Raw genomic sequence first — 24,353 nt, 5'->3', positions numbered from 1 at the left:
AGGCGAGGGACAAGAGTGGGGGAATTCGACGTGACCAGCGTGCCGAGCAGCATGACCGCCATCGCCATTTCAGGGCCGGGCGGGCCAGAGGTTCTGAAACCCGAAACGCGCCCGGTGCCGCAACCGGGACTGGACGAAGTGCTGATCCGCGTTGCGGCGGCGGGGGTGAACCGTCCCGACGTGTTGCAGCGCATGGGCTATTATCCGCCGCCGCCCGGCGCCTCCGACCTTCCGGGACTGGAGGTGGCGGGAACGGTCGTCGCGGTCGGGCCGGGGGGCGATCCCGAATTGCTGGGACAGGCGGTGTGCGCGCTCGTCGCGGGCGGCGGCTATGCCGAATATTGCGTGGCCCCGGCGGGAAGCTGTCTGCCGGTCCCCGCGGGCTTTTCGATGGAAGAGGCGGCGGCGCTGCCCGAAACGGTCTTTACCGTCTGGCACAATCTGTTCGAACGCGGCTGGGTCGGCGACGGGGAAACCGTGCTGGTCCATGGCGGGACGAGCGGCATTGGCACCACCGCGATCGGCCTGTGCCGACTGTTCGGAATCCGCATCATCGTCACCTGTGGCAGCGCCGACAAATGCGCGGCGGCCATCGCGCTGGGCGCCGACCATGCCATCGACTATTCGGCCGAGGATTATGTCGAGGCGGTCAAGACCTTTACCGGCGGTGCCGGGGTGAATGTCGTTCTGGACATGGTCGGCGGCGATTATGTGCCGCGCAACCTGGCGTGCCTTGCCGACGATGGACGCCACGTCTCGATCGCCTTCCAGCGCGGGATGCAGGCGGAAATCAATATCGCCGACCTGATGCGCCGCCGTCTGACGATGACCGGATCGACGCTGCGGGCCCGCGATGCCGGTTTCAAGGCCTTGCTGGCCGACGAGATTCACAAGATGCTGTGGCCGCGCCTTGCGGCGGGGGCGTGGAAGCCCGCGATGGACCAGAGCTTTGCGCTGGCCGATGCCGCCGAAGCCCATGCGCGGATGCAGGCGGGCGCGCATGTCGGAAAGATCGTGCTGCGCATCTGACGATCGGCGGCGCGCGACGCGCCGCCGTATCGGGAGGGCGCCGCCCCCCTATTCGTCGTAATTGGCGATGTTGGTGAAGGCCGCCCAGGCGCTGGGGTGCACCCAGCCCACCTTCCACCCCGCGATGGCGCTGCCGTCCGCGCGCTTGCCGCTGCGCACCGCGCGCATCCCCTGTTGCAGCGCCTGCGCACGCGACAGGTCCGGATTATTCTGGCGCGCCAGCAGGGTTTCGACCGTCAGCACGGCGGTCGCCTCGTCCGAGACGCGCCAGTGGCTGGCGAGCAGCGCCCCCGCGCCGGCATATAGAAAGCCGCGTGCGAGGGCCGACAGGCTGTCGCCGCCGCCCGACCCTTCGGCCGACGCCGTGTTGCAGGCCGACAGGATCACCCAGTCGGCCGACAGCGACAATCGCGCCGCCTCGGTCGCGGTCAGCAGTCCGTCGTCCATGTCGCTCGGCTCGGTGGGCGGGGTCAGCACCAGGCCGGGTTCGCTGAGGCCGAGCGCCGGGTCGGGGAGAAGGCCGTGGGTCGCGATGGCGATGATGTTGCTGGTCGCCAGCGCCGGGTCGCCGCGCAGTGCGGCCTCGGTCGCACGGGCGTCGAGCGTCAGCGCCGACGGGCGTACCCCGAACAGTTCGGCCATGGCTGCCAGTTCGACCTTGGTGCCGGGCAGCGGCGCAAGCTGGCGCAGTGCGTCGGGATCGGCCAGCGGCGATCCGGTCGCCGATACCGCGTCGAAAACCCCGACGCCAACGGCCGCGCGCGATCCGGCGCTGCCGCCGAGCAGCACCGGCGCGCCATAGCCGCGAAAGCTGCGGTCGCCCTTTCGGTCACGGGCCGGGCGGGCGAGGGTCAGGGCCGCCACCGAGGGCAGGCTGGTAAAGGCATAGCGATCCGCCAGCCACCCGGCGCGGGCCAGAACGTCGGGGTCCGCGGGGTCGGCGCCATCGGGCACGGCCGAGGTCGAGAGCATCGCCAGCGGCAGGTCGCCGAGCTTGCCCGAGCTGGTGACGTAAAGCCGCCGGGTGTCGCGCAGCAGCGGTTCGATCGGCTCGATGACCGTCCGGTACAGCGCATGGGCGGTCGCGAGGTCGAAACGGCGGTGCCCCTCCATCTCGCGATCGGTCATCGGCAGGGCGTCGAGTTCGGTCTTTCGCGCTTCGGAGCAGGTGGCGTAATCGACATCGCAGCGAAGGTCGGCAATCTGTTTCAGCAGTCCGCCGAGTTCGCGTCCCGGGCGGCTCCAGCCCACCGCGGTCGGGGTGACGACGAACAGGTGAAAGGTGTTGGCGGCCTCTGTCATCAGCAACAGGGCCTCGCCGGGTTTCAGCGCCGCCTGCGTTTCGGCAAGGCTGATCGGGCGCGGCGATACCAGTTCGCGGTACGACGGATATTTGCGGTCGATGCGTGCCCCGACGTCGGCGAGCTCGGCCCGCACCGTTTCGAGTTCTGCGCGCAGCCGGGCGGCTTCGACCGAATTGCGGTTGCCGAGCGCGGCGAGCAGATTCTTGTCGAGCAGATTGGCGCGCGCCGCCAGATCCTGTTCCTGTCGTACCGCTTCGGCCATTTCGGGCGTCTTGGCGGCAGCGCGGGCCGCCGATTGCAGGACGGCGCGGCCGGCGGCGGAGCTGATCGCATCTTGCGCCGCCAGAAAGGCGCGGCCTTGCAGCGCGGACTGCCCCGCCGCATCGGGCGTCTTGTCCATCAGCGCAAAGGCGGCGTTCATATAGGTGGTGAATATGTTGCGGTCCGGGTCCAGCTGTTGCCGGTCGAGCGCCGACAATGTCACGGCATCGCCCCCCGCCGCGGCCTGGTCATTCAGTCGGCGCAGCGCCGCGACGGCCTTTGCCGCGGCCTGTTCGGCCTCCTGTGCGCGGTCCTGCCGAACGAGGTTCGACGCCAGGCCGTTATAGGCACGGGCGGTATCGATATGATGGTCGCCCAGACTGCGCTGAAGAATGGCCAGCGACTGTCGGTAATAGGGCTCGGCCGCCTTGTCGCCGCCGCCCTCGCCGGGGCGCAGCGTCAGGGCGGCCGCGACATTGTTATAGGAAACCGCCGTCAACGGATGGTCCTCGCCCAGCAGGCGTTGGCGGATTTCCAGCGCCTTGGCCGCCATCTCCGCCTCTTCGGCGTGGCGGCCGAGGCCCCCCAGCACCGTTCCCAGGCTGGCATAGGCCCAGGCCGTGTCGGGATTGTCCTCGCCCAACCTGGCGCGCAGGATCTCGAGGGCCTGACGCATCAGCGTCGCCGCGCTTTCCGATTGTCCCGCGTCGCGCAGATTATAGGCAAAGTTGATCATCGTCGTCGCATAGGAGGGGTGATCGGTGCCCAGCACATCCTTTTGAATGTCGAGCGCGCGCCGATACATTGGTTCGGCCTCGGCAAAGCGGCCCTGCTCGTTCAGATTATGGGCGACATTGGCATAAAGCGTCCCGGTGCGTTCGTTGCTTTCGCCCATCGCACCGCGCGCGGAATCGAGCGCCTTGCGCAGCAAGGGTTCGCGCATGGCGGGCGGATGTCCCTGTTTTTCCATGCTGAGGGCGAGATTGTTATAGGCCTCACCGGTCAGCGGATGCCGGTCCCCGAGCAGGCGAAGCCGTATGTCCAGCGCCTTGCGAAAGGCGGCGTCGGCCTCTGCGAACCGGCCCAGGTTTGACAGGCTGTGCCCGACGACGGTCAGGCCCAGCGCGGTTTCGGCGCTGTCCTCGCCCTTTACCTTGCGCCAGATATCCAGCGCCTTTCGGGCTTCGGTTTCGGCATCGGCCAGGCGGCCCATGTCGCCGAAATTCACCGCGCTGTTATAGTGACCGAGCGCGACGTTGTGACTGTCCGGTCCCGCAAGCGCCGTATCGATGGCGAGGGCGCGTTCCAGCATCGGTGCCGCCTCGTCATAACGGCCAAGGCCGCGCAGGACGACGGCGAGATTGCCGTAGCTGGAGGCCGTTTCCTTGTGATTTTCGCCATATAGCGTGCGATTGGCTTCGAGCGCCTTGCGATAGAGTGTCTCGGCCTCGCGATGCCGGCTCGCTTCGGTCAATGCGGCGGCCAGATTGCTGGTCGCAATGATCGTTTTGGGATCGCGTTCGCCGCGCTTGGCGGTGCGCACGGCCAATATGTTCCGTCGCAGCGGGATGGCGTCGGCGGCGCGGCCCTGTTTGATATAGTTGGACGACAGAAAGCCATAGGCGGTCAGTGTCTCGTCTTCCTCTGCGCCGAGGCCCGCCTTGTTCGCCTCGACCAGGCGGAGCCAATATCCTTCGGCTTCCTCCAGGCGGTGTTGCGCCTCGAGGCTGCCCGCGAGCAGGCGGTAGCCGAGACCGGTGATCGGGCTGTCCGCGCCGTAACGCTTGGTCGCTTCGGCGATCCAGCGGCGGTAAACGGCTTCGGCCTCCGAAATTTTTCCTGCCTTCTCATGCTCCATCCCCTTCTCGATCAGGTCGAGCATCTTCTGCTGGTCGGCGTCGAGCTCGCTCGGCGGCGGGGTCTGCGCGAAGGCGACCGGGATGGCGGCAAGCAGCGGCGCCGCGCAGGCGATGGCAAGGAAATGGTGTCGGCGGCTCGGCATTGTTCGTTCCCCATGTGGTGCGCCAACATATGAACTATGCTGGAAAATTGTCACCCGCGCGGCGCCTTTGCGAGCGTAGGGGTACATCAGTGCCATAGGGCGTCGCGGCGCAAACGGGATGTGATTTCGGTCACGCCGCCGCCCGGGTCGCAGTGGCGGCGTTCGGATCGCCGGATGGTTGACAAAATGGCGGGGGGGCATAACCGCAGCGGCGCGGGCCGATGGAGGCTCGCGTCCGGAGGTGATCGTGACCAAGCGTGCGTTGTTTCTCGAGGATCTGGAGGTCGGCCAGACATGGACCGGCGGCCCGATCGAGATGAGCGAGGACGACATCATCCGTTTCGCGCGCGAATTCGATCCCCAGCCGATGCATGTCGATCCTGTCGCGGCGGCGAGCGGCCGTTTCGGCGGCCTGATTGCCAGCGGCTGGCATGTCGCAGCGGCCGTGATGCGCGAATTCGTCGATTCGGCGCCGTTCGGCGACACGCCGCTGCTCGGGCTCAAGGTCGATGATCTGCAATGGCGCCATGCCGTGCGCCCCGGCGACCGGTTGTCCGTCAAGCGCGAAATCGTCGATCTTCGCCGATCGGAAAGCAAGCCCGATCGCGGTGTGCTGACCATGCGGATGACGATCACCAATCAGGATGGCGACGTCGCCATGTCCTTTGTGAACCTGATCCAGATTCCGGCGCGCGGCGGCGCGCTGTAGCGCCGCGGGCGGCCCGCGCGCCGCAAAAGCAGGCCGCGCGTGGCTTTGTGCCGGCGGTCGGCGATGCCGTCATCGAAGCCGCCCGTCGCGGCCTGTGCGAGGGTCGCCATGGCGCCCCCTCGCGGCGGCGTCCCCGCGGCGGATGGCCGCGCGCTTGCGCGGGATGGAATTAAGGGCTACACCGCCGCCAAATGGCCGCCCCGCGAGGGGCGGCCCTTATTATTTCCGCTGTGGAGAAATAGTGTCATGGCCCTTGCCAATCCGACCCCGTTGATGCCGCATGCGACCGCCGCGTGGCTGGTCGACAACACCGGCCTCACCTTTACCCAGATCGCCGAATATTGCGGTATCCACGTCCTCGAGGTTCAGGCGATCGCCGATGAAACCGCGGCGACGAAATATACCGGCCGCGACCCCGTTCGTGCGCACGAACTGTCGGTCGAGGAAATCGAAAAGGGTCAGAAGGACCCGAATTACAAGATCAAGATGAGCGTCCAGGCGCAGGACACGATCCGCCGCACCCGCGGCCCGCGCTACACGCCGGTCAGCAAGCGCCAGGACAAGCCCGATGGCATTGCCTGGATCCTCAAGAATCATCCCGAAGTGTCCGACGGTGCGATCAGCAAGCTGATCGGCACGACGCGCAACACGATCAACGCGATTCGCGAGCGCAGCCACTGGAACAGCGCGAACATCGTCGCGAAAGACCCGGTGACGCTGGGCCTGTGTTCGCAGCGCGAGCTGGATGCGCTGGTATCCAAGGCGGCCAAGAAGGCCGGGATCAAGGCACCCGAGGACAGCCGGCTCGAAGGCGACCGCGAAGCGTTGCTCGAAGAATTGCGGGCCGAACGCATCGCGGCGGCCGAAGCGCGCGCCGCCGAGGAAGCCGAAACCGACGGCGACGCCTGACGCATGGCGGGGGCGGGCGACGAGGACAATATCCCGGCGGCCAGCGGTTCGCCGGATGCCTCGCTGACCCAGGATGACAGCTTTACCGCGACCAGCCATGCCGGGCTGACCTATCCGTGGGGCGACGCCGCCCCCGGAACCGGCGAAACGATCCGGATCGCCGACGGCATCAGCTGGGCGCGTATCCCGATGCCGGGATCGCTCGGCCATATCAACAGCTGGCTGCTCGACGATGGGGCGGTCGGCGATGCCGACGGCGTCGCGGTCGTCGATACGGGCATCTGCCTGACCATGTGTTCGGACGCCTGGAAGGCGCTCTATGCCGGGGCGCTTGCCGGTCGGCGCATCACGCGCGTCATCGGAACCCATCTGCACCCCGACCACATCGGTCTTGCCGGCTGGATCGCCAAGAAACAGGGCGTGAAGCTGTGGATGACGCGCGGCGAAATGCTGACCGCCCGGGCGATCGTCGCCGATTCGAGCGACATCGCGCCCGATGAAGTGCTGATCCAATCGCGCGCCGCAGGATGGAGCGAGGAAGCGATCGAGGCGCAGCGCGCGCGCGGATGGAATATGTTCCAGCGCATGATTTTTCCTCTGCCGCGCAGCTATGTCCGGATCAAGGACGGCGACCGGATCGACATGGGCGCGTATCAGTGGCGGGTCGTGACCGGTGCCGGGCACAGCCCCGAACATGCCTGTCTGTGGAACGAGAAAGAGGGGGTGCTGGTTTCCGGCGATCAGGTGCTGCCGCGCATCAGTTCGAACGTATCGGTCAACATCACCGAACCCGATGCCGATCCGCTGGGCGAATGGCTGGCATCGATCGACAAGCTGCTGGCCGTGATTCCGGGGGATGTCATCACCTGCCCGGCGCATGGCGATCCGTTTCGCGGCCTGCATGTCCGCCTGATCGCGCTGCGCGACGAGCATCGGATGCGGCTCTACAAGCTGGCGGAAGCGATCGCCGAACAGCCGCTGCGGGCCGTGGACACTTTTCCGATGCTGTTCAACCGCCCGATCGGCGAGCATAATCAGGGGCTGGCGACCGGCGAGGCGCTGGCGCATCTGAAGCGCCTGGAGGTCGAGGGACGAGTCCGCCGCGAAGAGGTGGACGGCGTCTGGTGGTATCACGGCATCGCCTGAGCCGACGCCTGGATGCTCGGGTCAGGGCGCGCTCGGCCAGGGGGCGTTCGGGTCAGATTTTCTCGTTCGGGAAAAAGCGCGCGACGACATCGCTGGCCAGCCGCGACGGACGCAGCGTTTCGGCATCGACGCAGCACCAGCTCGACTTGACCTCGGCGAGCACATCCTCGCCCCGCTTGATCACCGTTTCATAAAAGGCGCGCGCGCCCTGGACCTTTTCCAGAATGACCGTCGCGATGACCTGATCGTCCAGAAAGGCCGGGCGGCGATAGGTGATCTCGTGCTTCAACGCGACCCACAGATGGCGTGCGACCGCCTCGGGCGGGGCGATATGGCGCCAATGCGCCAGCACCGCTTCCTGTACCCAGCTCAGATAATGGGCATTGTTGACATGGCCCATGAAATCGATCGCTTCGGGACCGACGGTGATATCATGGTCGTGGGGCAGGGCGGTGGCGCTCATGGAACTGACGTTAATGTCAACAACTCGTGTCGAAAAGGTGAAAAGGCGATAAATTGCGGGCGTAATGCGATTATCCGGGCTGTCTGGCCATTCGGGCTGAGGGAGCGGCGCGGCATTCGCGGGCGTCAGCCGCGCCCGCGATAGGGCGCGACCCCCTGATCGGGCAGCCACAGCCCCTCGGGCGGGGCGCCGCTTTGCCAGAAGACGTCGATCGGGATCCCGCCGCGCGGATACCAATAGCCGCCGATGCGCAGCCAGCGCGGCTGCATCTCGTCGAACAGGCGGCGGCCGATGCCGACCGTGCAATCTTCGTGAAAGCCCGCATGGTTGCGGAACGATCCCAGGAAGAGTTTCAGCGCCTTTGATTCGACGATCGTGTCGCCGGGGGCATAGTCGATCACTAGATGGGCGAAATCGGGCTGGCCGGTGACGGGACAGAGCGAGGTGAATTCGGGCGCGGCAAAGCGCACCAGATATAATTCGCCGGCGCGCGGATTCGGCACATAGTCGAGAATCGCCGCATCGGGCGAGGCGGGCAGGTCGCTGGATCGGCCCAGATGCATGGGCGCCAGCGGGGGACGGCTGGAATCAGTCATGGAAACCGTCTAGTGCCCGGCGCGGGCAATGTCATCCGCCACAAGGCGGAGGCAGGTTTTCGCGCACCGTCGACGGTGCGATGGCAAAGACGAAATTCGGGATCGCGAACGGACAATGACGGACGCAAGGGACGGCAAGGTGTGGAAATGGGCATCGTCGCAGGCAGTGCTGGCGGCGTTCGCGCTGGCGGCGGCGGCTCCCGCGGCGGCAGGACAGGAAGCGAACCCGACGCCCACGCCGAGCCCCGCGCCGGCGCCCTCGACCGCGCCGCCGTCGGGACGGACCAGCGATTTCCGCTTGCCCCCGGCCGGCGATGGCCGCACCTCTGGCGTTCAGGGGCCGACGGACAATGGCTTGCCCCCGCTCGCCCCCGGCGAACGGCGCGGCTTGCCGGAACCGGTCCCGGCGCCTGCTCCGACGCCCACGCCGACTCCGCGTCCAGCCGCGCCGCGGGTCGCGCCAACCCAACCCGCGCCCGCGCCCGCCGTGCGTGCGCCGCGCGCCGCCCCGACCCCGGCGCCTGCACCCGCCCCGACCCCTGCCTCGCCGCCTGTCGATGACAGCGCCGCGGCGGTGACGTCGGGGCCGCTCGCCCCCGAGTCCGCGCCTTTGCCCGCGCCGGCCCCCACGCTTCCCGAGCCGCTCGATTCGTCGCCGCAAACGGGCCTCGACGCGCCCGCCGCCGCGCCCGCCGGGGACGATGGCGCGCCGCCGCTGTGGGCCTGGCTTCTGGCTGGTGTCGCGGCCCTGGGCGCCGGGGTCTGGTACTGGCGCCGCCGCCCGGCCCCCGCCACAGGCCGATCGGTCGAGGCGTCGGTCCCTGCCGCGCCGCCGCAACCCGCGCCGCGCCCGGCGTCAAAGCCGGCGGTGCCGACGGCGCCGCAATCGGCCGCTCCGCCCACCCCGACCGCGCCGGTTCCGCGTGCGCCCAAGCCCGCGCCCGCCGCACCTCCGTCCGCCGGTTCGCCCTATGTGACCACCACATTGGTCAATCGCCCGGTGGACGAACAGCGGGCCCGGGTCGCGATGGCGCTCGACGTGCGGTCGATTCGTATCGAGGCCGATCATGTCGCGGTCGGGCTGGTGCTGACCGTCACCAACGAAGGGCCGGTCGCCGCGACGGGGCTGATGGTCCGGGTGGCGCTGGGGCAGGGGTCGGCGATGCCCGAACCGGTGCTGGCGCGCTTCTTTGACGGGGCGGGCGGCAGCGTGCTGCGCGACGATATCCTGCTGGCGCCCGGCGCGGCGGAAAAAATATCCTCGGACGTCAGCCTGCCGCGCAGCGCGATCGAGCCGCTCATGATCGGCGACAAGCCGATGCTGATCCCGGTGCTTGCGTTCGACGTAACCTATCATTGGGAAGGGCCCGGCGAAGCCTTTGGCCAGGTCGCCGACAGCTTTGTCCTTGGCCGTGCACCGATCGCGGGGGACAAGCTGGCTCCGCTGCCCCTCGACCGACTGGCCCATGCCGTCGATCGTCCCGGCGCCCGCGCCACCGCCATGCGCCGGAATCAGTGAGATAAACCGGCAGGCGCCCGCTTTTCTGTTGCGGCGCAGCATGGGCTGGGGCACATCTCTCCCGTGCTTGAAAAAGCGCACGGCGGGGCATAGGCTGACAATCTTCCCCGGAAAGAAAAGAGCCACAGCAGGATGGCCGGCGGAAGGACAGGAAGGTCAATTTCGCCATACGGCCGCAACAGGAGCATGACATGGACGCCTTGGTCTCAACCGACTGGCTGGAACGCGAACTGGGGGCATCGGACCTGCGGGTCGTCGATGCGACGAAATTCATGAGCGGGACCGATCGCGATGCCCGCGCGGAGTATGAGGCGGGCCACATCCCCGGCGCGGTGTTCATGGACCTTGCCGAGCTGACCGATTCGAGCAGCGATGTTGAAAATATGGCGCCGCCGGCGGAAAAATTCGCCAGCCGGATGCAGTCGCTGGGCCTTGGCGACGGCAGCCGCATCGTCATCTATGACGACAGCCCGCTGAAAAGCGCGGCGCGCGGCTGGTGGTTGCTGAAGCTGTTCGGCGCCCATGATGTCGCGCTGCTCGACGGCGGCCTCGCGAAGTGGAAGTCCGAGGGGCGTCCGCTCGAAATGGGCAAGCAGACGCTGCGCCACCGTCACTTCACGGTCTGGCGCGACGCCAAGGCCGTGCGGACCAAGGAACAGATGCTGGCGAATGTCGACAGCAGCGCCGAACAGGTCGTCGATGCCCGCCCCGCCGCGCGCTTCACCGGCGAAGAACGCGACCCGCGCCCCGGCATGGCACCGGGGCATATCCCGGGATCGCGCAGCCTGCCGCACGGCGCGCTGTTCAACGCCGATGGCACCTGGAAACAGGGCGACGAGTTGAAGGCGGCCTTTGACGCCGCGGGGATCGACCTCGACAAGCCGCTTGTCGCGACCTGCGGCAGCGGGATGACCGCCACCGTCGTCGCCTTTGGCGCGCATCTGCTCGGCAAGGACGATGTCGCCGTGTATGACGGCAGCTGGACCGAATGGAGCGCCGATCCGGCGACGCCCAAGGCAACCGGTGCGGCCTGACGCGCCCAGTGACAGGACCAGTTGATAGCAAGAAAGCGGATCGTCGTCCCGCCACGCAGTTGGTGCAGGGCGGGCGGCGACCCGAATGGACGGGCGACCCGCGCCTTGGCGGCGGGGTCGTAAACCCGCCGATCTGGCGGGCTTCGACCATCGTTTATGACAATGTCGCCGACCTGAAGGCGCGGGGACATGCCACCCATGACCGCCTCTTTTACGGGCGCCGCGGCACGCCGACGGTGTGGGCGCTCGCCGATGCGCTGACGCAGCTTGAGCCCGGCGCGGAAGGAAGCCTGCTTTATCCATCGGGCGTTGCCGCGATTTCGGCGGGGCTGCTCGCGCTGCTCGCTCCCGGCGATCATCTGTTGATGGTCGACAGCACCTATGAACCGACGCGGGCGTTCTGCGATGGGATGCTCGCGCGTTATGGCGTGCGCACAAGCTATTACGACCCGCGCATCGGCGCCGGAATCGCCGATCTGATCACCCCCGAAACACGCCTGATCTTCCTCGAATCGCCAGGCAGCCTGACCTTTGAGGTACAGGATGTGCCGGCGATCACCGCCATTGCCCGGGACCGCGGCGTGGTGACGATGCTCGACAACACCTGGGCGACGCCCTTGCTGTTTCCGGCGCTGGCACACGGCGTCGACGTCACGATGATGAGCCTGACCAAATATGTCGGCGGCCATTCGGACGCGATGATGGGATCGCTAACCGCAACGCCGGCGCTGTGGCCGCGGTTGCGCCATGCGGCCTATCAACTGGGGCAGGCGGTTTCGCCCGATGAATGCGCGCTGATGCTGCGCGGATTGCGGACCCTCGACGTAAGGATGCAGCGCCATGGCGAGAATGGACTCGCGGTTGCGCGCTGGCTTGCGGGCCGCGCCGATGTCGGCCGCGTCCTGCATCCCGCGCTGCCGGGCGATCCCGGCCACGCGCTGTGGTCGCGCGATTTCGGCGGCACCAGCGGCCTGTTCGCCTTCACGCTGAAGGGCGTCGACGATGCCGCGCGGACCCGCTTTGTCGATGCGCTTTCGCAATTCGGCCTGGGGTATAGCTGGGGCGGTTTCGAAAGCCTGGTCGTGCCGTGCGATCCGGCATCGCTGCGTACCGCCACGACATGGGACGATCCCGATCCGTTGATTCGCCTGTCGATCGGACTGGAGGATCCCGCCGACCTGATCGCCGATCTTGAAGGCGGTTTTGCCGCGATGGTGTCCGACTGATGGACGCGCTGCTCGTCAGATTGGGCTTCCCGCGGATCGCGGAGGCCCAACTGACCGAGCTGGCGATCGCCGCCGCGATCATTCTGGCGGCGCTGTTCGGCGGCTGGCTGGCGCGCCGGACGCTTGGGACGCGCGGCGCGGACTGGCTGCACGGCCGCGACCTGAACGCACCGGGGCCGCTGACGGAGAAAATTCCGGCCCTGCTGGGCTGGGGCATCACGCTGCTGGTCGCGGCGGTGGGGTGGAGCATCTGGCCCTGGGATCCCTATGCGTCGCTTCTGCTCGGCCTGTTGCTCGGCGTCGCGGCCGGGGCGGCGGCGCGCAACCTTATGCTGGGGGTCGGGCTGGGGGCACTGCCCGCCTGGCTGATCGCCATTCTTGCCTTTGGGGCGTCCCTGTCGCACGCGGTCGGCGGACTTTCCAGCCTTCAGACACGGCTCGATTCCATCGGCTTCACGGCGGGACGGATGCATGTTTCGTTGCTGACGCTGATCAATATCGCCCTGACCGTGCTGGTGCTGTTCCTGCTGGTCCGGGTGGGCAACCGCATCGTGCGGCGCGTCGTGCGCGGCGGCGGTGGGCGCGATCTCGACCCGACGCAGCAATTGCTGGTCGAAAAGATCGCCGGGGTGGCGATCGTCGTCGCCGCCTTTTTCGTCGGCATCGACCTGCTGGGCATCGACCTGACCGCCTTTGCAGTCTTTTCGGGCGCGCTGGGGCTTGCGGTCGGATTCGGCCTGCAGAAAACCTTTGGGAATCTGATCGCCGGAATCATCCTGCTGATGGATCGTTCGATCAAGCCCGGCGACGTCATCGTCGTTGCCGATGCGGTCGGCCGCGTGAACAAGATCGGGGTGCGCGCGGTGTCGGTGATCACCCGCGACGGCAAGGAACATCTGGTTCCCAACGAACTGCTGATGACCGAGCGGGTCGAAAACTGGAGCTATTCGAGCCGCGAGGTACGGGTACGGCTTGCGGTCGGGGTCAGCTATGACGCCGATCTGCGCGAAGCCCAGCGCCTCATGCTGGAAGCCGCGACCGAGGCGCCGCGCGTTCTGAAAGAACCCGGGCCGGTTTGCTGGATCACCGGCTTTGGCGACAGCAGCGTCGATCATGAACTGCGGTTCTGGATATCCGACCCCGAAGGCGGGCTCGGCAATATTCAGGGCGACGTTTATCTGCGCATCTGGGACAAGTTCAAGGAGGCGGGGATCGAAATCCCCTATCCCCAGCGCGACGTTCATATCCGGACCATGCCGCCGGCCGCGCCTGCGAAAACGCCCGCCCCGGCAAAGCCGAAGCGGGCGTCTGGAAAAACGGACTGACCGCGAGGTCGCCGGGCGTCAGAAGCCGACCTGTTTGGCGCGTTCGATGCCGGACAGGATGATCGCCTTTGCCTCGTCGACATCGCCCCAGCCGTCGAGCCTGGCCCATTTTCCGGGTTCCAGATCCTTGTAGTGGGTGAAGAAATGCTCGATCTGCTGGAGCACGATCGGCGGCATGTCCTTATAGCTCACGACATCCTTGTAATAAGGGAAGGTGGTGTTGACCGGAACGCAGAGCAGCTTTTCGTCGCCGCCGCCGTCATCGACCATCTTGAGCACACCGACCGGACGGCACTTCACCACCGCACCCGCAACGACGGGCGAGCGCGCGACGACGAGCGCGTCGAGCGGGTCGCCATCGTCGCCCAGCGTGTGCGGGATAAAGCCGTAATTGGCGGGATAGCGCATCGGCGTGTGCAGGAAGCGGTCGACGAACAGGGCTCCCGACGCCTTGTCGAATTCATATTTCACCGGTTCGCCGCCGATCGGGACTTCGATCAGCACGTTCAGGCTGTCCGGCGGACTGTCGCCGGCAGGGATCAGGTCGATGCGCATGGGAGAGTTTCCTTGATTCGCGTTTCTATAGGGGACGGCGCGGCGCCAATAGCCGATCGAACAGGTCGGGACCACTCCCGACTTTCTCGAGGTGCGGCCAGCGAAGGCCGCCGTGATAGTCGATTTCCACCTGGCGATAGCGGCCGTCGCGTTCGACCAGCAGGCGTACCGGCGTCTTGCCGTCGGCCGCCGCCCGGATCGCCGCCTCGATACGCTCGCGCGTGTAGCTCATGCCGTCGACCGCCAATATCTTGGTTCCGTTGACGATATCGGCGCGAAAGGCCGGTCCGTCCCACAGGATGCTGCCCGCCACGCCGCTCTTGTCGATCACCAGGCCCAGCGAATGCGTCAGATTGGCATTCTTGGATTCGGCCATGCTTTCGCGGTCCGACAAATTGGGGGTGTCGCGCCAGACGAGGCGATAGCCCGCAGCCTCGATCCCCGCCGTCGGCGCGGGGCGGCCCGCCGTCTGCATCCGGGCGCGCAGGAAGCTGGCCCAGTCATGGGGGTGGACGGCGTTCAGCGCCGCGACGACATCGTCGAATTCATATCCCACCTGGCCCCAGTCGCCCTCGCGCCCGCCGAAGAAGCTGCGCGCGAAATCGTCGAGCGACTTGCGGTTGCCGGTCGCATTGCGGATCAGCATGTCCGCTTCCAGCCACACCAGCGACCCTTCATTGTAATAATCCTCGGTCCGCGTCGCGCTGGGGAAGGGGCGCGGCTTGCGCGCGGCGATGATCGGGTCGAGCGTCGTATCCTCGACCGACCGCCAGGCGCGGCCCGGCTGGATGCTGTAATTGGCGGCATTGCTGGCCCATTCGCCAAGCACCAGTTCCTTTGACTGGAGACCCGACCGGGCGCCGAGCACCAGATCCCAAAAGCTCGTCTGGCCTTCATAGACCCACAGCAGATTGTCCTGCATCGGGGTGCGGTAATCGGGCGTCCACAATTTGGCCGGGCGGCGGTACTTGCCGTTCCAGCTATGCACCAGTTCGTGCGGCAACAGGCCGCGATTGGCGCCATGGTCGCTCCATTTGGTGAAATAGTCGGGCTTGCGGCTGTTCTCGCTCGACCGGTGATGCTCCAGCCCGATGCCGCCCATCTCCTCGGTCAGCGCGAGCAGAAATTCATAGCGGTCGAAATGGCGCACCCCGAACAGCGCCACCGCTTCCGACACCAGCGCCGCGTGGCGGGCGATATGATCGGGGCTGGCGTCGAGATATTGCGCCTCGTCGGCGACGACGTTCAGCGTCACATTCTGTCCAAGGTCCCACTTGCGGAAATGGGCGCCCGCGAACATCGGGCTGTCGACCAGCACTTCATAATTGGTCGGCGCATAGCTGTAGCGATTGCCGGCGACCTTCAGACCGTCGAGCGCCGCCGCCCCGGTCCATCCCTGGGGCAGCGTCACGTCGAGCTGTACCGGGATGTTGCGGGTGAAATATCCGGCGGGGTAAAAACTGACCTGTTCCCATTGCAGGTTCATCATCGCCGGGGTGACGACGACGCGCCCCTCGGTGCTGCGAATCGGCGACAGGAATTCGAACGACAGGTCGATGCTTTTGGTGCCCGCCGGAACGTCGATGTCAAAGGCATAGACGTCGGTGGGCTGGCGCGTCCAGGCCAGCGGCTTGCCGTTCGCGCTGGGCCGAAAGCCCGCGATGCCTGAAATGGCGCCGCGCGGCGCATGTTTGCCGGGCAGCCATTCGGGATAGAGCAGGGTCAGCTTTCCGCCGCGCGTGACGGGGATCGTCTGGCGGACGCGAAAGACGCCGCGCGCCACATCGGTCGCATCGACCCTGAGCTGCATCGTGCCCGGATAGGGCTTGTCGGCGGGAAGCGGTACGACATGCGGCTGGACCACCGGTTGCGGACGGCTGTTCGCATCCTGGGCCCAGGCGGCAGGCAGTGCGGCGGGAAGAAAGGCGATGGGGGCGGCCAGCGCGGCCAGCGCGACAAACGGTGCGTTTTTCATGGCGGGCGTCTTTGCCGCGAAAACGCCGCGAGGTCTAGTGGAGGCGCCGCATGCGTGCTTTGCCTTTCGCCGAAAAACCATTAGACGCGCCGCCTATGAGCAAGGACAAGAACGCCCGGATACCGACCCCGCAACCCGTACGCGGCACCCAGGACATGCTCGGCGATTTTGCCGATCGCTTCGCGCATGTGGTCGCGACCTTCGAACGGGTGCGCCGCCTTTATGGATTCAAGCGCGTCGAAGTGCCGGTGATCGAGCCGACCGCCGTGTTCGCGCGCAGCCTGGGCGAGACGACCGACGTGGTGTCGAAGGAAATGTATTCGTTCGAGGACCGGGGCGGCGAATCGATCACCCTGCGCCCCGAATTCACCGCCGGCATCGCGCGCGCCTATGTCACGGGTGGCTGGCAGCAGTTCGCGCCGCTGAAGGTCGCGACGCATGGGCCGCTGTTCCGTTACGAACGCCCGCAGAAGGGGCGTTATCGCCAGTTCCATCAGCTCGACGCCGAAGTGCTGGGCAGCGACAGCCCGCTCGCCGATACCGAACTGCTGGTTTTCGCCGATCAGCTGCTCAAGGAATTGGGGATCAGCGAAGGCGTGACCTTGACGCTCAACACGCTCGGCGATGCGGAAAGCCGCGACGCCTGGCGCGCCGCGCTGGTCGATCATTTCGAAGCGCATCGCGGCGACCTGTCGGAAGACAGCCTGGCGCGGCTCGACAAGAATCCGCTGCGCATCCTCGACAGCAAGGATCCGCGCGACCGGCCGATCGCCGACAGCGCGCCCGACATCGACGCCTTTCTGACCGGCGAGGCGCAGGATTTCTTTGGCGCCGTGACCGCGGGCCTCGATGCCGCCGGGGTGGCGTGGCAGCGCAACGCGCGGCTGGTGCGCGGGCTCGATTATTATCGCCACACCGCGTTCGAATTCGTGACCGATCGCCTCGGCGCGCAGGGCACGGTGCTCGGCGGCGGCCGTTATGACGGGCTGATCGAAAATCTGGGCGGCCCGGCGACGCCAGCGGTCGGCTGGGCGGCGGGGATCGAGCGGCTGGCGATGTTGGTGGAACTTCGAGACGCGAGAGGGCTTCAGGTTGTGGTAATCCCCGAGAAGGGAGAACTCAATTCGGAAGCCCATAGGGTCGCGAATGTACTTCGTGCCGCTGGCATCTCCGCAACGGCGGATTACACGGGCAAACTGAAAAAGCGTCAAGAACGTGCAAATAGAGAAGGCGCGCAGTCGATACTCTACGTTGATTTCGAGAGGAAAGCTAAGTTGTGGAGCACGTCGAGCGATCGGTCCACTCAATCCCTCTTTGGTCAAATCACTGATGCGTTGAAAGATGATTATCCAAAGATCGCTGTCGGGAATCTTGTTGGCTTGATTCAATCCGAGGACAAATGACCAGCGTTTCCGCCCGCCAGATCGACGCGATCATCGAACGCCATGCCGCGTTGCAGGCGCGCATGGCGACGGGCGACATGGCGCCCGCCGATTTCGTCGCGGCGTCGAAGGAGTTTGCCGAGTTGGAACCGGTGGCTGCGGCGGCGCGCGAGGTCGTGCGGCTGCGCGGTGAGCTCGTCTCGCTGACCGAAATGCTAGGCGATCCCGAGATGAAGGCGATGGCCGAAGAGGAAATCGCGGCGGTCGAGGCGGCGCTACCCGCCGCCGAGCATGATCTGGCGGTCAAGCTGTTGCCAAAGGATGTCGCCGACGAGCGCGCCGCTATGCTGGAAATTCGTGCCGGCACCGGCGGCGACGAGGCGGCTTTGTTCGCGGGCGATCTGCTCCGCATGTACAGCCGCTATGCCGACGCGCAGGGCTGGAAGGTCGAGGTCATTTCGGCGAACGAGGCCGAGGTCGGCGGTTACAAGGAAGTCGTCGCCAATGTGAAGGGGCAGGGGGTTTTCGCGAAGCTGAAGTTCGAAAGCGGTGTTCACCGCGTTCAGCGCGTCCCCGTCACCGAAAGCGGTGGCCGCATCCACACCAGCGCCGCGACCGTCGCGGTGCTGCCCGAGGCGGAGGAGGTCGATGTCGCGATCAACGATGCCGACCTCAAGATCGATATCTATCGCGCGAGCGGCGCGGGCGGACAGCATGTCAACACCACCGACAGCGCGATCCGCATCACCCACATTCCGACCGGGCTGGTGGTGATCCAGCAGGACCAGCGCAGCCAGCACAAGAACCGGGCGAAGGCGATGCAGGTGCTGCGCGCCCGCCTGTTCGACCTCGAGCGCGAAAAGGCGCACAGCGCCGAAGCATCGGCGCGCAAGTCGATGGTCGGATCGGGAGACCGGTCCGAACGCATTCGTACCTATAATTTCCCGCAGGGGCGCGTGACCGATCACCGCATCAACCTGACGCTCCACCGCCTGCCCGAAATCCTGGAAGGGGCGATGGACGAAATGATCGATGCGCTGCTTGCCGAGGATCAGGCACAGCGGCTGGCGGGGCTGGGTGAATAGCCCGGGCCTTTCTTCGCATCGCGCGACGCCGGGGCATTGCGGGATTGGCCATGGGTGATGTGAAGCAGGCGCTGCGGGCCGCCGCCGCGAACCTTGCGGCGGTATCGGATACGCCGCGCCTCGACGCCGAATTGCTGATGGCACATGCGCTGGAAACCGAACGCGATCGCTTGCTCCTGGACCCGGCGCGCTTTGCCGTGCCCGCCGCCTTTGACGCGCTCGTCGCGCGGCGCATGGCGCACGAACCCGTCGCCTATATCGTGGGTTATCGTGATTTCTGGACGATCCGGCTTGGGGTTCGGCCCGGCGTACTGATCCCGCGCCCCGACAGCGAGACGCTGATCGAGGCCGCGGTCAGCCATTTTGCGGGCCGGGCGCCACGCCGGATTCTGGATCTTGGCACCGGGCCGGGAACGCTGCTGCTCGCCGCGCTTGCCGAATGGCCGGCGGCGGCCGGGACGGGGATCGATGAATCGGCCGATGCGCTGGTCCTGGCGGCGGAAAATGCCCAAGCGCTGGGCCTGGCGGCGCGGGCTCGCTTCCAGCCTGGCGACTGGGCCGCCGGGATCGCCGGGCCGTTCGACCTTATCCTCTGCAACCCGCCCTATATTGCCGATGACGAAGCGCTGATGCCCGATGTCGCGCGGCACGAGCCGGCGACCGCCTTGTTCGCGGGCGCCGACGGGCTCGACGATTATCGCCGGATCTTGCCCGATTTGCCGCGCCTGTTGGCGCCGCAGGGCGCCGCGATCCTCGAAATCGGGGCGACTCAACGGGATGCGGTGTCGGATATTGCCGCCGCGGCGGGTTTTTCGGTGGTCTGCCGCCGCGACCTTGGCGACCGCGACCGGGCGCTTTTGTTGACCCTTGACTGACGGGCGTACAAGAAATCGCTTGGTTTCGCCCGCAAAGCGCGGTAGTGCGGGCGTACAGGCCTGATCAGGGTCCCTTTGGCGGTGCGGCGCATCGATACTGGTCCGGCGGGTCTGCTTCCCACTTACGTTGTTCGCGCCGGGCTCTGGCCCGCACGGACGGTAAAGGGCAAGAACCGCGCGAGCAGCGCGGGCGCGACGCGCAGATGGCGCGATCGGCCAAATGAGGTTGCCATAGCTTATTAGCTTATTCGACAGGATGTCTCAGTTGAACATGAACAACCGGCAGAGCGGCCGTCGTCGCGGTCGCAACAACAATAGCAACAATAATCGGTCGCAATCGGGCGGTCGGGGCGGGGTCGATCAGGCCAATCGGATCGACAGCCGCGCGCGCGGCAACGGTGCCCAGATGATCGAAAAATACCGCAATCTGGCGCGCGACGCACAGCTTGCGGGCGACCGGGTGCAGACCGAATATTATCTGCAGTTCGCCGATCATTATTTCCGCGTGGTCAGCGATTTCCGCGCCCGTCAGGAAGAAAAGGCGGCGCAGAACGGTCAGGAGCGCAACCATGACCGTGGCCGCGAAATTCGCGGCGTCGAGGATTTCGACGGTCATGACGACAGCGACCTCGACAGCGACAATGAAAATGATCGCGGTAACGACCGGGGCGACCGGGGCGAGCGTAACGACCGCAGCGATCGTGGCGAGCGTAACGATCGTGGCGACCGCAGCGAGGGCGACAATGACGGCGAAGGCCGCCGTGGTCGTGGCCGCCGCGACGCCGACGACAATCGCGGCGAGCGTCAGCCGCGCGGCCGTGGCCGCCGCGAGCGCGAACAGGATCGTGACGCCGACGCCGAAGGCAGCGAAAGCGCCGATGCGGGCCGCGAAAGCGAAACCGCCGAAGCGCCCGCGCCGCGCGCCGCGCGTCGCGGTCCGCGCCGGACCCGCGTGCAGGACGGTGACGAAGGCGGTTCGGGGATCGACAGCGCCGCGCTGCCCCCTGCCATCGGCCGGACCGAACGCAGCGCCGACGAGGCCGGTGATGCGGTGGAGGAAAAGCCCGCTGCCAAGCCGCGCCGTACCCGCCGCACCCTTGCCGCGCGCGATACCGATGCCGGGGTCGAAGCCGCAGAGTAGCAGTCCAAATTCCGGCTGGTCATCGGCCGGGTCATCGCATAGCCTCCCCGCAGGGTTCCTGCGGGGAGGTTTTTTATGCGCGCTCTGACAATGATTTGCACTCTGGCCGGGGCTGGAATGGCGCCGTCGGTCATCGCGCAGGATGATGCCGCCGCCAACGCGCAGGGCGACGTCGCCGTCACCATCTATAATAATGGTCAGTCGCTGGTGCAGGACGACCGGCGCCTCAACGTCAACGGCGGGCGCAATCGGATCGAGTTCCCCGATGTATCGGCGCGCATCCGTCCCGAAACGGTCACGTTGTCGGGCCCGGGGCTCGCGATTGTCGAGCAGAATTTCGATTTCGACCTGCTGACCCCGGACAAGCTGATGGACAAGGCGGTCGGCCAGTCGATCACGCTCGTCCGTACCAACCCCGCTACCGGCGCCGAGCGCAGCGAGCGGGCCAAGGTGCTCGCCGCGAATGGCGGTATCGTTCTCCAGATCGGCGACCGGATCGAGGTGCTGCGCGACGACGGCTTGCCGGTGCGGGCGGTGTTCGACCGGCTGCCCCCCAATTTGCGGGCGCGTCCGACGCTGTCGGTAACGGTGGAGGCCGCACGCGCCGGAACCGTTCCGGCGCGCCTGTCCTATCTGACCCCCAATCTTGGCTGGACCACCGATTATGTCGCGCTGTTCGACGCGGCGAAGGGGGCGATGGACATTCAGGGGTGGGTGACGCTGACCAACAACACCGGCACGACCTTTAACAATGCGCGCACCTTGCTGGTGGCGGGGAACCCCGGTGGCGGCGGCGGCTTTCGCCGGATGAGCAGCGCGCTGGACAGCGCCGGCACCGAAAGCAATGACCGTGAACGGCTCGGCGACTATTATCTCTATCCGCTTGCCGAGCGCACGACGATCGCCAACGCGCAGCAGAAGCAGGTGAGTTTCCTGGATGTAAAGGGTGCGCCCGCGCGGTCGACCTATGAATATGTCAACCGGTGGCTCGGCAGCAGCACCGACCCGGTCAGCACGGCGAGCGTTCTGAAATTTTCCACGTCGCGGCAGGGCGGTCTGGGCGACCAGCTCCCGGCCGGCACGATCCGCGTCTATATGCGCGATGCGCGCGGCGACCCGCAGTTCATCGGCGAAAATCGTATCGACCATACGCCGATGGGGTCGGCGATGTCGCTGCGCACCGGCGATGCCTTTGACGTCAAGGTCCAGACGACCGTGGTGTCGCGCACCCGCAAGGGCGATTCGCGCTGGGTGACGAAGATGAAATATGTCGTCAGCAATGCACGGCCCGAAGCGGCGACGGTCAGCCTGGCGCAGGATGGCCTGTGGGGTGACGTGCGGATCAGCGACGAAAGCCTGAAGGGCGAGCGGGTTTCGGCCGACCGCATCGAATGGCAGGTGCCGGTGCCCGCCAACGGCAAGACCGAGGTAACCGCCACCTTCGATTCGCGTTATTGAGTTCGGGCGTGGCGCGGATACGCTTTCTGCTGACATGGCTGGCGGTGCTTGGCGCCCCGGTGTCCGCAGCGGCGCAGCACGCTGGCGAGCCGCTCGTCATTTCCTCGGCGATCGATGATGTCGCGGTCACCGTCTATCGCGCGCCGAACCGGGGAAGCGGAGCGATCGACCCCGACTGGCCGCAGGGTTTTGCCTTTATCACCGAAACGCGCACCGTGACATTGCCCGCCGGGACGGCGCAGGTGCGTTTTGAGGGGGTGGCGGAGGGGTTGATGCCCGAAACCGCCGTGCTTGGCGGACTGCCCGGCGGGGTAAAGGAAAAGAATCGCGACGCGCGGCTGCTCTCCCCGGCGGGGTTGGTCGACGCCTATCTGAAGCGCCGGGTGACGCTACAGCGTACCAACCGCAAGACGGGCGTGGTGCGCACGCAGGAGGCGATCATTCAGGCGGGGCCTTTGGGCGGGGTCATCCTCCAAACCACCGAGGGATATGAAGCGCTCGGCTGTTCCGGATTGCCCGAGCGCATGACCTATGCCCGTGTTCCAGCGGATGTGTCAGCCCGGCCGACTCTGTCGATGCGGATCGACAGCGCCCGTGCGCGCACCGTGACCGTCCAGCTTCTCTATCTCGCCGAAGGGTTCGACTGGGCGGCCAACTATGTCGCCGATCGCGATGCCGACGGGCGGACGCTGGGGCTGACCGGCTGGATCACCGTCGCCAATGGCGGGGTTACGAGTTTCGAAGGGGCGCAGCTCAATGTCATCGCGGGGCGGTTGAACAAGACATACAGCCCGCCGCTGCCGCGTGCGGCGCCGGGGCCGCTGGTGCTGAAATGCTGGCCGATGGATATCACCAGCACGCATCCGCTGTGGGAGCTGCCGTCGATAGCGGAATATGAGGCCTTCGCCGGCGCCGAAGACGCCACTGAATCGATCATCGTCACCGCGCAGGGGCGCAGCCGAAAGCCGTCGATGGCAATGGCCACGCCCATCGCCGTATTGTCGGCCCCTCCGCCCCCGCCGGCCGAGGACCTGGGCGACCTTAAATTCTATCGCATCCCTTTCCGGGTCGATGTGTCGGCCAAGGGGCAGAAACAGGTCGCGCTGCTGGCCAAGGACAAGGTGGCGGCCGAACAGCTGTATGCCGCGACGCTCGGCAATTACGGGGGCGGGCAGCCGCGGCCGCTGACGATCCGGCTGCGCCTTCAGAATCGCGAGGCGGACGGGCTGGGGCTCGCGCTTCCGGCGGGCAGCGCCGCGGTGTTCGAAACGGTGGAGGGTCGGCGCCTGCTGGTCGGCGAAGCGGCGATCGGCGACAAGGCGAAGGACGAGCGCGTCGATTATGACATCGGGACCAGCCCGGCGGTCCAGTACAAGACGCTGCTCCAGCCCGACCCCAAATCCAAAAAACATCGCCTGTGGCAAGTGACGCTTTCCAACGCACGGCCGTTCGATGCCGAGGTGGAGATGCTGATTCCCTTTGCACTCGACCCGCCGCCCGAAGGGTGGGAGCGGCGCGGATCGAATTGGGTGTGGCGGGTGCGCGTCCCCGCGAATGACAGCCTGGTTCAGACTTTCCGGCAACGGCTGAAGGACGACTGAGCCGCCGTTCAGCCCGGCGGCAGCGGCCGTGGGCGGTGATTGTCATCCAGCGCGACGAAGGTGAACAGGCCTTCGGTCACTCTTTCTTGCCTCCGTCCGCCGTCGCGCGTGGCGACGACCTCGATCCGGATGGCCATCGATGTGCGGCCGCGGCGTTCCAGATCGGCGTAAACCGATATGATGTCGCGCAGCAGGATCGGCGCGATAAACTCCATCGTCTCGATCGCGACCGTGGCGACGGCGCCTTGTACGACCTGCGCGGCGACGATGCCGCCGGCGATGTCCATCTGGCTCAGCACCCAGCCGCCAAAGATGTGGCCGTTCGAATTGATGTCGGCGGGACGCGGCACGACGCGCAAGATGGGGTCGCGGGTGTCAGCGGTCATGGTTCATATCCGGATCGTCTTCGAACGGGTCTTCGATGGCTTCGTCATGGCCGCTGCCGCTCGACAGGAAGACGAGGCCCATCAGCGCCGCGCCGAGCAGCACCGACAGGCCGACCCCGGCGGTGGTGGCGATGATCATATGGATGGTGAGGGCATCGCCGATGGTGAAGCGCAACCAGCAGAGGGCGACGATCACGGCGAACAGCGAAACGAGCGCCATGCCGCGCATCAGCCGGCGATAGCGCGCCCAGGCGATCCGGGACGTTTCTTGATGATCGAGGGGGGAATGTTTTGCCATTCTCTCTTCATGTACCAAGCGCGCCGCCAGACCAAGCCAGAATGGCCGCAATCCGCCCGGCCCTTTCCTTTCGG

General features: G+C 66.6%; 21 protein-coding genes. 14 read left to right on the top strand and 7 right to left on the bottom strand.

Translation table 11 applies throughout. The features are described 5' to 3' along the window. Positions 1 to 51 precede the first annotated feature (51 nt). Positions 52 to 1,029, top strand: a complete 978-nt coding sequence (locus U0S50_RS11585) for an NAD(P)H-quinone oxidoreductase (protein WP_322309000.1) — start codon at positions 52 to 54, stop codon at positions 1,027 to 1,029. A 48-nt stretch (positions 1,030 to 1,077) separates the two neighbouring features. Here the strand turns inward: U0S50_RS11585 and U0S50_RS11580 are convergent, their stop codons facing one another. Then, positions 1,078 to 4,596, bottom strand: coding sequence for a CHAT domain-containing tetratricopeptide repeat protein (locus tag U0S50_RS11580; RefSeq protein WP_322308933.1), 3,519 nt, complete (start codon positions 4,594 to 4,596; stop codon positions 1,078 to 1,080). 247 nt (positions 4,597 to 4,843) lie between these two features. Between U0S50_RS11580 and U0S50_RS11575 the strand changes: the two genes are divergently transcribed. The 3 genes from U0S50_RS11575 (at position 4,844) to U0S50_RS11565 (ending at position 7,360) form a co-directional block, all read left to right on the top strand. Then, positions 4,844 to 5,305 carry a MaoC family dehydratase gene (locus U0S50_RS11575; protein WP_322308932.1) on the top strand — a complete coding sequence of 154 codons (462 nt, stop codon included), beginning with the start codon at positions 4,844 to 4,846 and terminating at the stop codon, positions 5,303 to 5,305. A 246-nt stretch (positions 5,306 to 5,551) separates the two neighbouring features. Then, on the top strand, positions 5,552 to 6,214 hold the full coding sequence (locus U0S50_RS11570) for a DUF1013 domain-containing protein (RefSeq protein ID WP_322308931.1): 663 nt from the start codon (positions 5,552 to 5,554) through the stop codon (positions 6,212 to 6,214). A gap of 3 nt (positions 6,215 to 6,217) precedes the next feature. Continuing rightward, positions 6,218 to 7,360 (top strand): MBL fold metallo-hydrolase, encoded by a 1,143-nt coding sequence (locus U0S50_RS11565; RefSeq protein ID WP_322308930.1) that lies wholly within the window; start codon positions 6,218 to 6,220, stop codon positions 7,358 to 7,360. A 52-nt stretch (positions 7,361 to 7,412) separates the two neighbouring features. On the opposite strand, the gene U0S50_RS11560 is transcribed toward U0S50_RS11565, so the two are convergent. Both U0S50_RS11560 and queF read right to left on the bottom strand, forming a co-directional pair. Beyond that, on the bottom strand, positions 7,413 to 7,823 hold the full coding sequence (locus U0S50_RS11560; protein ID WP_322308929.1) for a thioesterase family protein: 411 nt from the start codon (positions 7,821 to 7,823) through the stop codon (positions 7,413 to 7,415). Between the two features lie 125 nt (positions 7,824 to 7,948). After that, entirely contained in the window at positions 7,949 to 8,419 is a 471-nt protein-coding gene (queF, locus tag U0S50_RS11555) for a preQ(1) synthase (RefSeq protein ID WP_322308928.1), read from the bottom strand. A gap of 115 nt (positions 8,420 to 8,534) precedes the next feature. On the opposite strand from queF, the gene U0S50_RS11550 reads away from it, so the two are divergent. The 4 genes from U0S50_RS11550 (at position 8,535) to U0S50_RS11535 (ending at position 13,523) form a co-directional block, all read left to right on the top strand. After that, positions 8,535 to 9,938 carry a hypothetical protein gene (locus U0S50_RS11550; protein WP_322308927.1) on the top strand — a complete coding sequence of 468 codons (1,404 nt, stop codon included), beginning with the start codon at positions 8,535 to 8,537 and terminating at the stop codon, positions 9,936 to 9,938. Positions 9,939 to 10,129: 191 nt separating this feature from the next. Next, the gene (sseA, locus tag U0S50_RS11545; RefSeq protein ID WP_322308926.1) at positions 10,130 to 10,972 is read left to right on the top strand and encodes a 3-mercaptopyruvate sulfurtransferase; all 843 of its coding nucleotides are present in this window, start codon (positions 10,130 to 10,132) and stop codon (positions 10,970 to 10,972) included. A gap of 8 nt (positions 10,973 to 10,980) precedes the next feature. Next, positions 10,981 to 12,198, top strand: coding sequence for a cystathionine beta-lyase (metC, locus tag U0S50_RS11540; protein ID WP_322308925.1), 1,218 nt, complete (start codon positions 10,981 to 10,983; stop codon positions 12,196 to 12,198). Next, on the top strand, positions 12,198 to 13,523 hold the full coding sequence (locus tag U0S50_RS11535) for a mechanosensitive ion channel family protein (protein WP_322308924.1): 1,326 nt from the start codon (positions 12,198 to 12,200) through the stop codon (positions 13,521 to 13,523). The genes metC and U0S50_RS11535 overlap by 1 nt, the downstream gene beginning before the upstream one ends. Before the next feature lie 18 nt (positions 13,524 to 13,541). Here U0S50_RS11535 and ppa read toward each other — a convergent pair whose 3' ends face one another. Both ppa and U0S50_RS11525 read right to left on the bottom strand, forming a co-directional pair. Further along, positions 13,542 to 14,078 carry an inorganic diphosphatase gene (gene ppa / locus U0S50_RS11530; protein WP_322308923.1) on the bottom strand — a complete coding sequence of 179 codons (537 nt, stop codon included), beginning with the start codon at positions 14,076 to 14,078 and terminating at the stop codon, positions 13,542 to 13,544. Positions 14,079 to 14,103: 25 nt separating this feature from the next. Beyond that, positions 14,104 to 16,053: a peptidase M61 gene (locus U0S50_RS11525; RefSeq protein ID WP_322308922.1), complete on the bottom strand. Its 1,950-nt coding sequence runs from the start codon at positions 16,051 to 16,053 to the stop codon at positions 14,104 to 14,106. A 95-nt stretch (positions 16,054 to 16,148) separates the two neighbouring features. On the opposite strand from U0S50_RS11525, the gene hisS reads away from it, so the two are divergent. From hisS to U0S50_RS11495, 6 genes are all read left to right on the top strand, one after another. Continuing rightward, positions 16,149 to 17,456, top strand: a complete 1,308-nt coding sequence (gene hisS, locus U0S50_RS11520; RefSeq protein ID WP_322308921.1) for a histidine--tRNA ligase — start codon at positions 16,149 to 16,151, stop codon at positions 17,454 to 17,456. Continuing rightward, complete coding sequence (prfA, locus tag U0S50_RS11515) at positions 17,453 to 18,520, top strand: peptide chain release factor 1 (RefSeq protein WP_322308920.1); 1,068 nt, start codon at positions 17,453 to 17,455, stop codon at positions 18,518 to 18,520. Before hisS ends, prfA begins: the two co-directional genes overlap by 4 nt. Positions 18,521 to 18,570: 50 nt before the next feature. Next, the gene (prmC, locus tag U0S50_RS11510) at positions 18,571 to 19,395 is read left to right on the top strand and encodes a peptide chain release factor N(5)-glutamine methyltransferase (RefSeq protein ID WP_322308919.1); all 825 of its coding nucleotides are present in this window, start codon (positions 18,571 to 18,573) and stop codon (positions 19,393 to 19,395) included. Between the two features lie 271 nt (positions 19,396 to 19,666). After that, complete coding sequence (locus tag U0S50_RS11505; RefSeq protein ID WP_322308999.1) at positions 19,667 to 20,536, top strand: DUF4167 domain-containing protein; 870 nt, start codon at positions 19,667 to 19,669, stop codon at positions 20,534 to 20,536. 90 nt (positions 20,537 to 20,626) lie between these two features. Then, complete coding sequence (locus U0S50_RS11500; protein WP_416194987.1) at positions 20,627 to 21,994, top strand: DUF4139 domain-containing protein; 1,368 nt, start codon at positions 20,627 to 20,629, stop codon at positions 21,992 to 21,994. Positions 21,995 to 22,002: 8 nt separating this feature from the next. Then, entirely contained in the window at positions 22,003 to 23,595 is a 1,593-nt protein-coding gene (locus U0S50_RS11495) for a hypothetical protein (RefSeq protein WP_322308918.1), read from the top strand. Positions 23,596 to 23,603: 8 nt separating this feature from the next. On the opposite strand, the gene U0S50_RS11490 is transcribed toward U0S50_RS11495, so the two are convergent. Then, positions 23,604 to 23,981 carry an acyl-CoA thioesterase gene (locus U0S50_RS11490; RefSeq protein ID WP_322308917.1) on the bottom strand — a complete coding sequence of 126 codons (378 nt, stop codon included), beginning with the start codon at positions 23,979 to 23,981 and terminating at the stop codon, positions 23,604 to 23,606. Beyond that, a complete protein-coding gene (locus U0S50_RS11485) occupies positions 23,971 to 24,279 on the bottom strand; it encodes a hypothetical protein (protein ID WP_322308916.1) in 309 nt (102 codons plus the stop codon). Before U0S50_RS11485 ends, U0S50_RS11490 begins: the two co-directional genes overlap by 11 nt. Positions 24,280 to 24,353 lie beyond the last annotated feature (74 nt).

The organism is Sphingopyxis sp. (assembly GCF_034380315.1).
In the GTDB taxonomy this organism is placed as follows: domain Bacteria; phylum Pseudomonadota; class Alphaproteobacteria; order Sphingomonadales; family Sphingomonadaceae; genus Sphingopyxis.
This window is presented reverse-complemented; position numbering and strand designations above follow the sequence as displayed.

Excerpts from the sequence above, each read along its gene's own strand:
- U0S50_RS11585 (WP_322309000.1), top strand. The coding sequence starts at position 52 with ATGACCGCCATCGCCATTTCAGGGCCGGGCGGGCCAGAGGTTCTGAAA.
- U0S50_RS11580 (WP_322308933.1), bottom strand. The coding sequence starts at position 4,596 with ATGCCGAGCCGCCGACACCATTTCCTTGCCATCGCCTGCGCGGCGCCG.
- U0S50_RS11570 (WP_322308931.1), top strand. The coding sequence starts at position 5,552 with ATGGCCCTTGCCAATCCGACCCCGTTGATGCCGCATGCGACCGCCGCG.
- U0S50_RS11565 (WP_322308930.1), top strand. The coding sequence starts at position 6,218 with ATGGCGGGGGCGGGCGACGAGGACAATATCCCGGCGGCCAGCGGTTCG.
- U0S50_RS11560 (WP_322308929.1), bottom strand. The coding sequence starts at position 7,823 with ATGAGCGCCACCGCCCTGCCCCACGACCATGATATCACCGTCGGTCCC.
- queF (WP_322308928.1), bottom strand. The coding sequence starts at position 8,419 with ATGACTGATTCCAGCCGTCCCCCGCTGGCGCCCATGCATCTGGGCCGA.
- U0S50_RS11550 (WP_322308927.1), top strand. The coding sequence starts at position 8,535 with ATGACGGACGCAAGGGACGGCAAGGTGTGGAAATGGGCATCGTCGCAG.
- sseA (WP_322308926.1), top strand. The coding sequence starts at position 10,130 with ATGGACGCCTTGGTCTCAACCGACTGGCTGGAACGCGAACTGGGGGCA.
- U0S50_RS11535 (WP_322308924.1), top strand. The coding sequence starts at position 12,198 with ATGGACGCGCTGCTCGTCAGATTGGGCTTCCCGCGGATCGCGGAGGCC.
- ppa (WP_322308923.1), bottom strand. The coding sequence starts at position 14,078 with ATGCGCATCGACCTGATCCCTGCCGGCGACAGTCCGCCGGACAGCCTG.
- U0S50_RS11525 (WP_322308922.1), bottom strand. The coding sequence starts at position 16,053 with ATGAAAAACGCACCGTTTGTCGCGCTGGCCGCGCTGGCCGCCCCCATC.
- hisS (WP_322308921.1), top strand. The coding sequence starts at position 16,149 with ATGAGCAAGGACAAGAACGCCCGGATACCGACCCCGCAACCCGTACGC.
- prfA (WP_322308920.1), top strand. The coding sequence starts at position 17,453 with ATGACCAGCGTTTCCGCCCGCCAGATCGACGCGATCATCGAACGCCAT.
- prmC (WP_322308919.1), top strand. The coding sequence starts at position 18,571 with ATGGGTGATGTGAAGCAGGCGCTGCGGGCCGCCGCCGCGAACCTTGCG.
- U0S50_RS11505 (WP_322308999.1), top strand. The coding sequence starts at position 19,667 with ATGAACAACCGGCAGAGCGGCCGTCGTCGCGGTCGCAACAACAATAGC.
- U0S50_RS11500 (WP_416194987.1), top strand. The coding sequence starts at position 20,627 with ATGATTTGCACTCTGGCCGGGGCTGGAATGGCGCCGTCGGTCATCGCG.
- U0S50_RS11490 (WP_322308917.1), bottom strand. The coding sequence starts at position 23,981 with ATGACCGCTGACACCCGCGACCCCATCTTGCGCGTCGTGCCGCGTCCC.
- U0S50_RS11485 (WP_322308916.1), bottom strand. The coding sequence starts at position 24,279 with ATGGCAAAACATTCCCCCCTCGATCATCAAGAAACGTCCCGGATCGCC.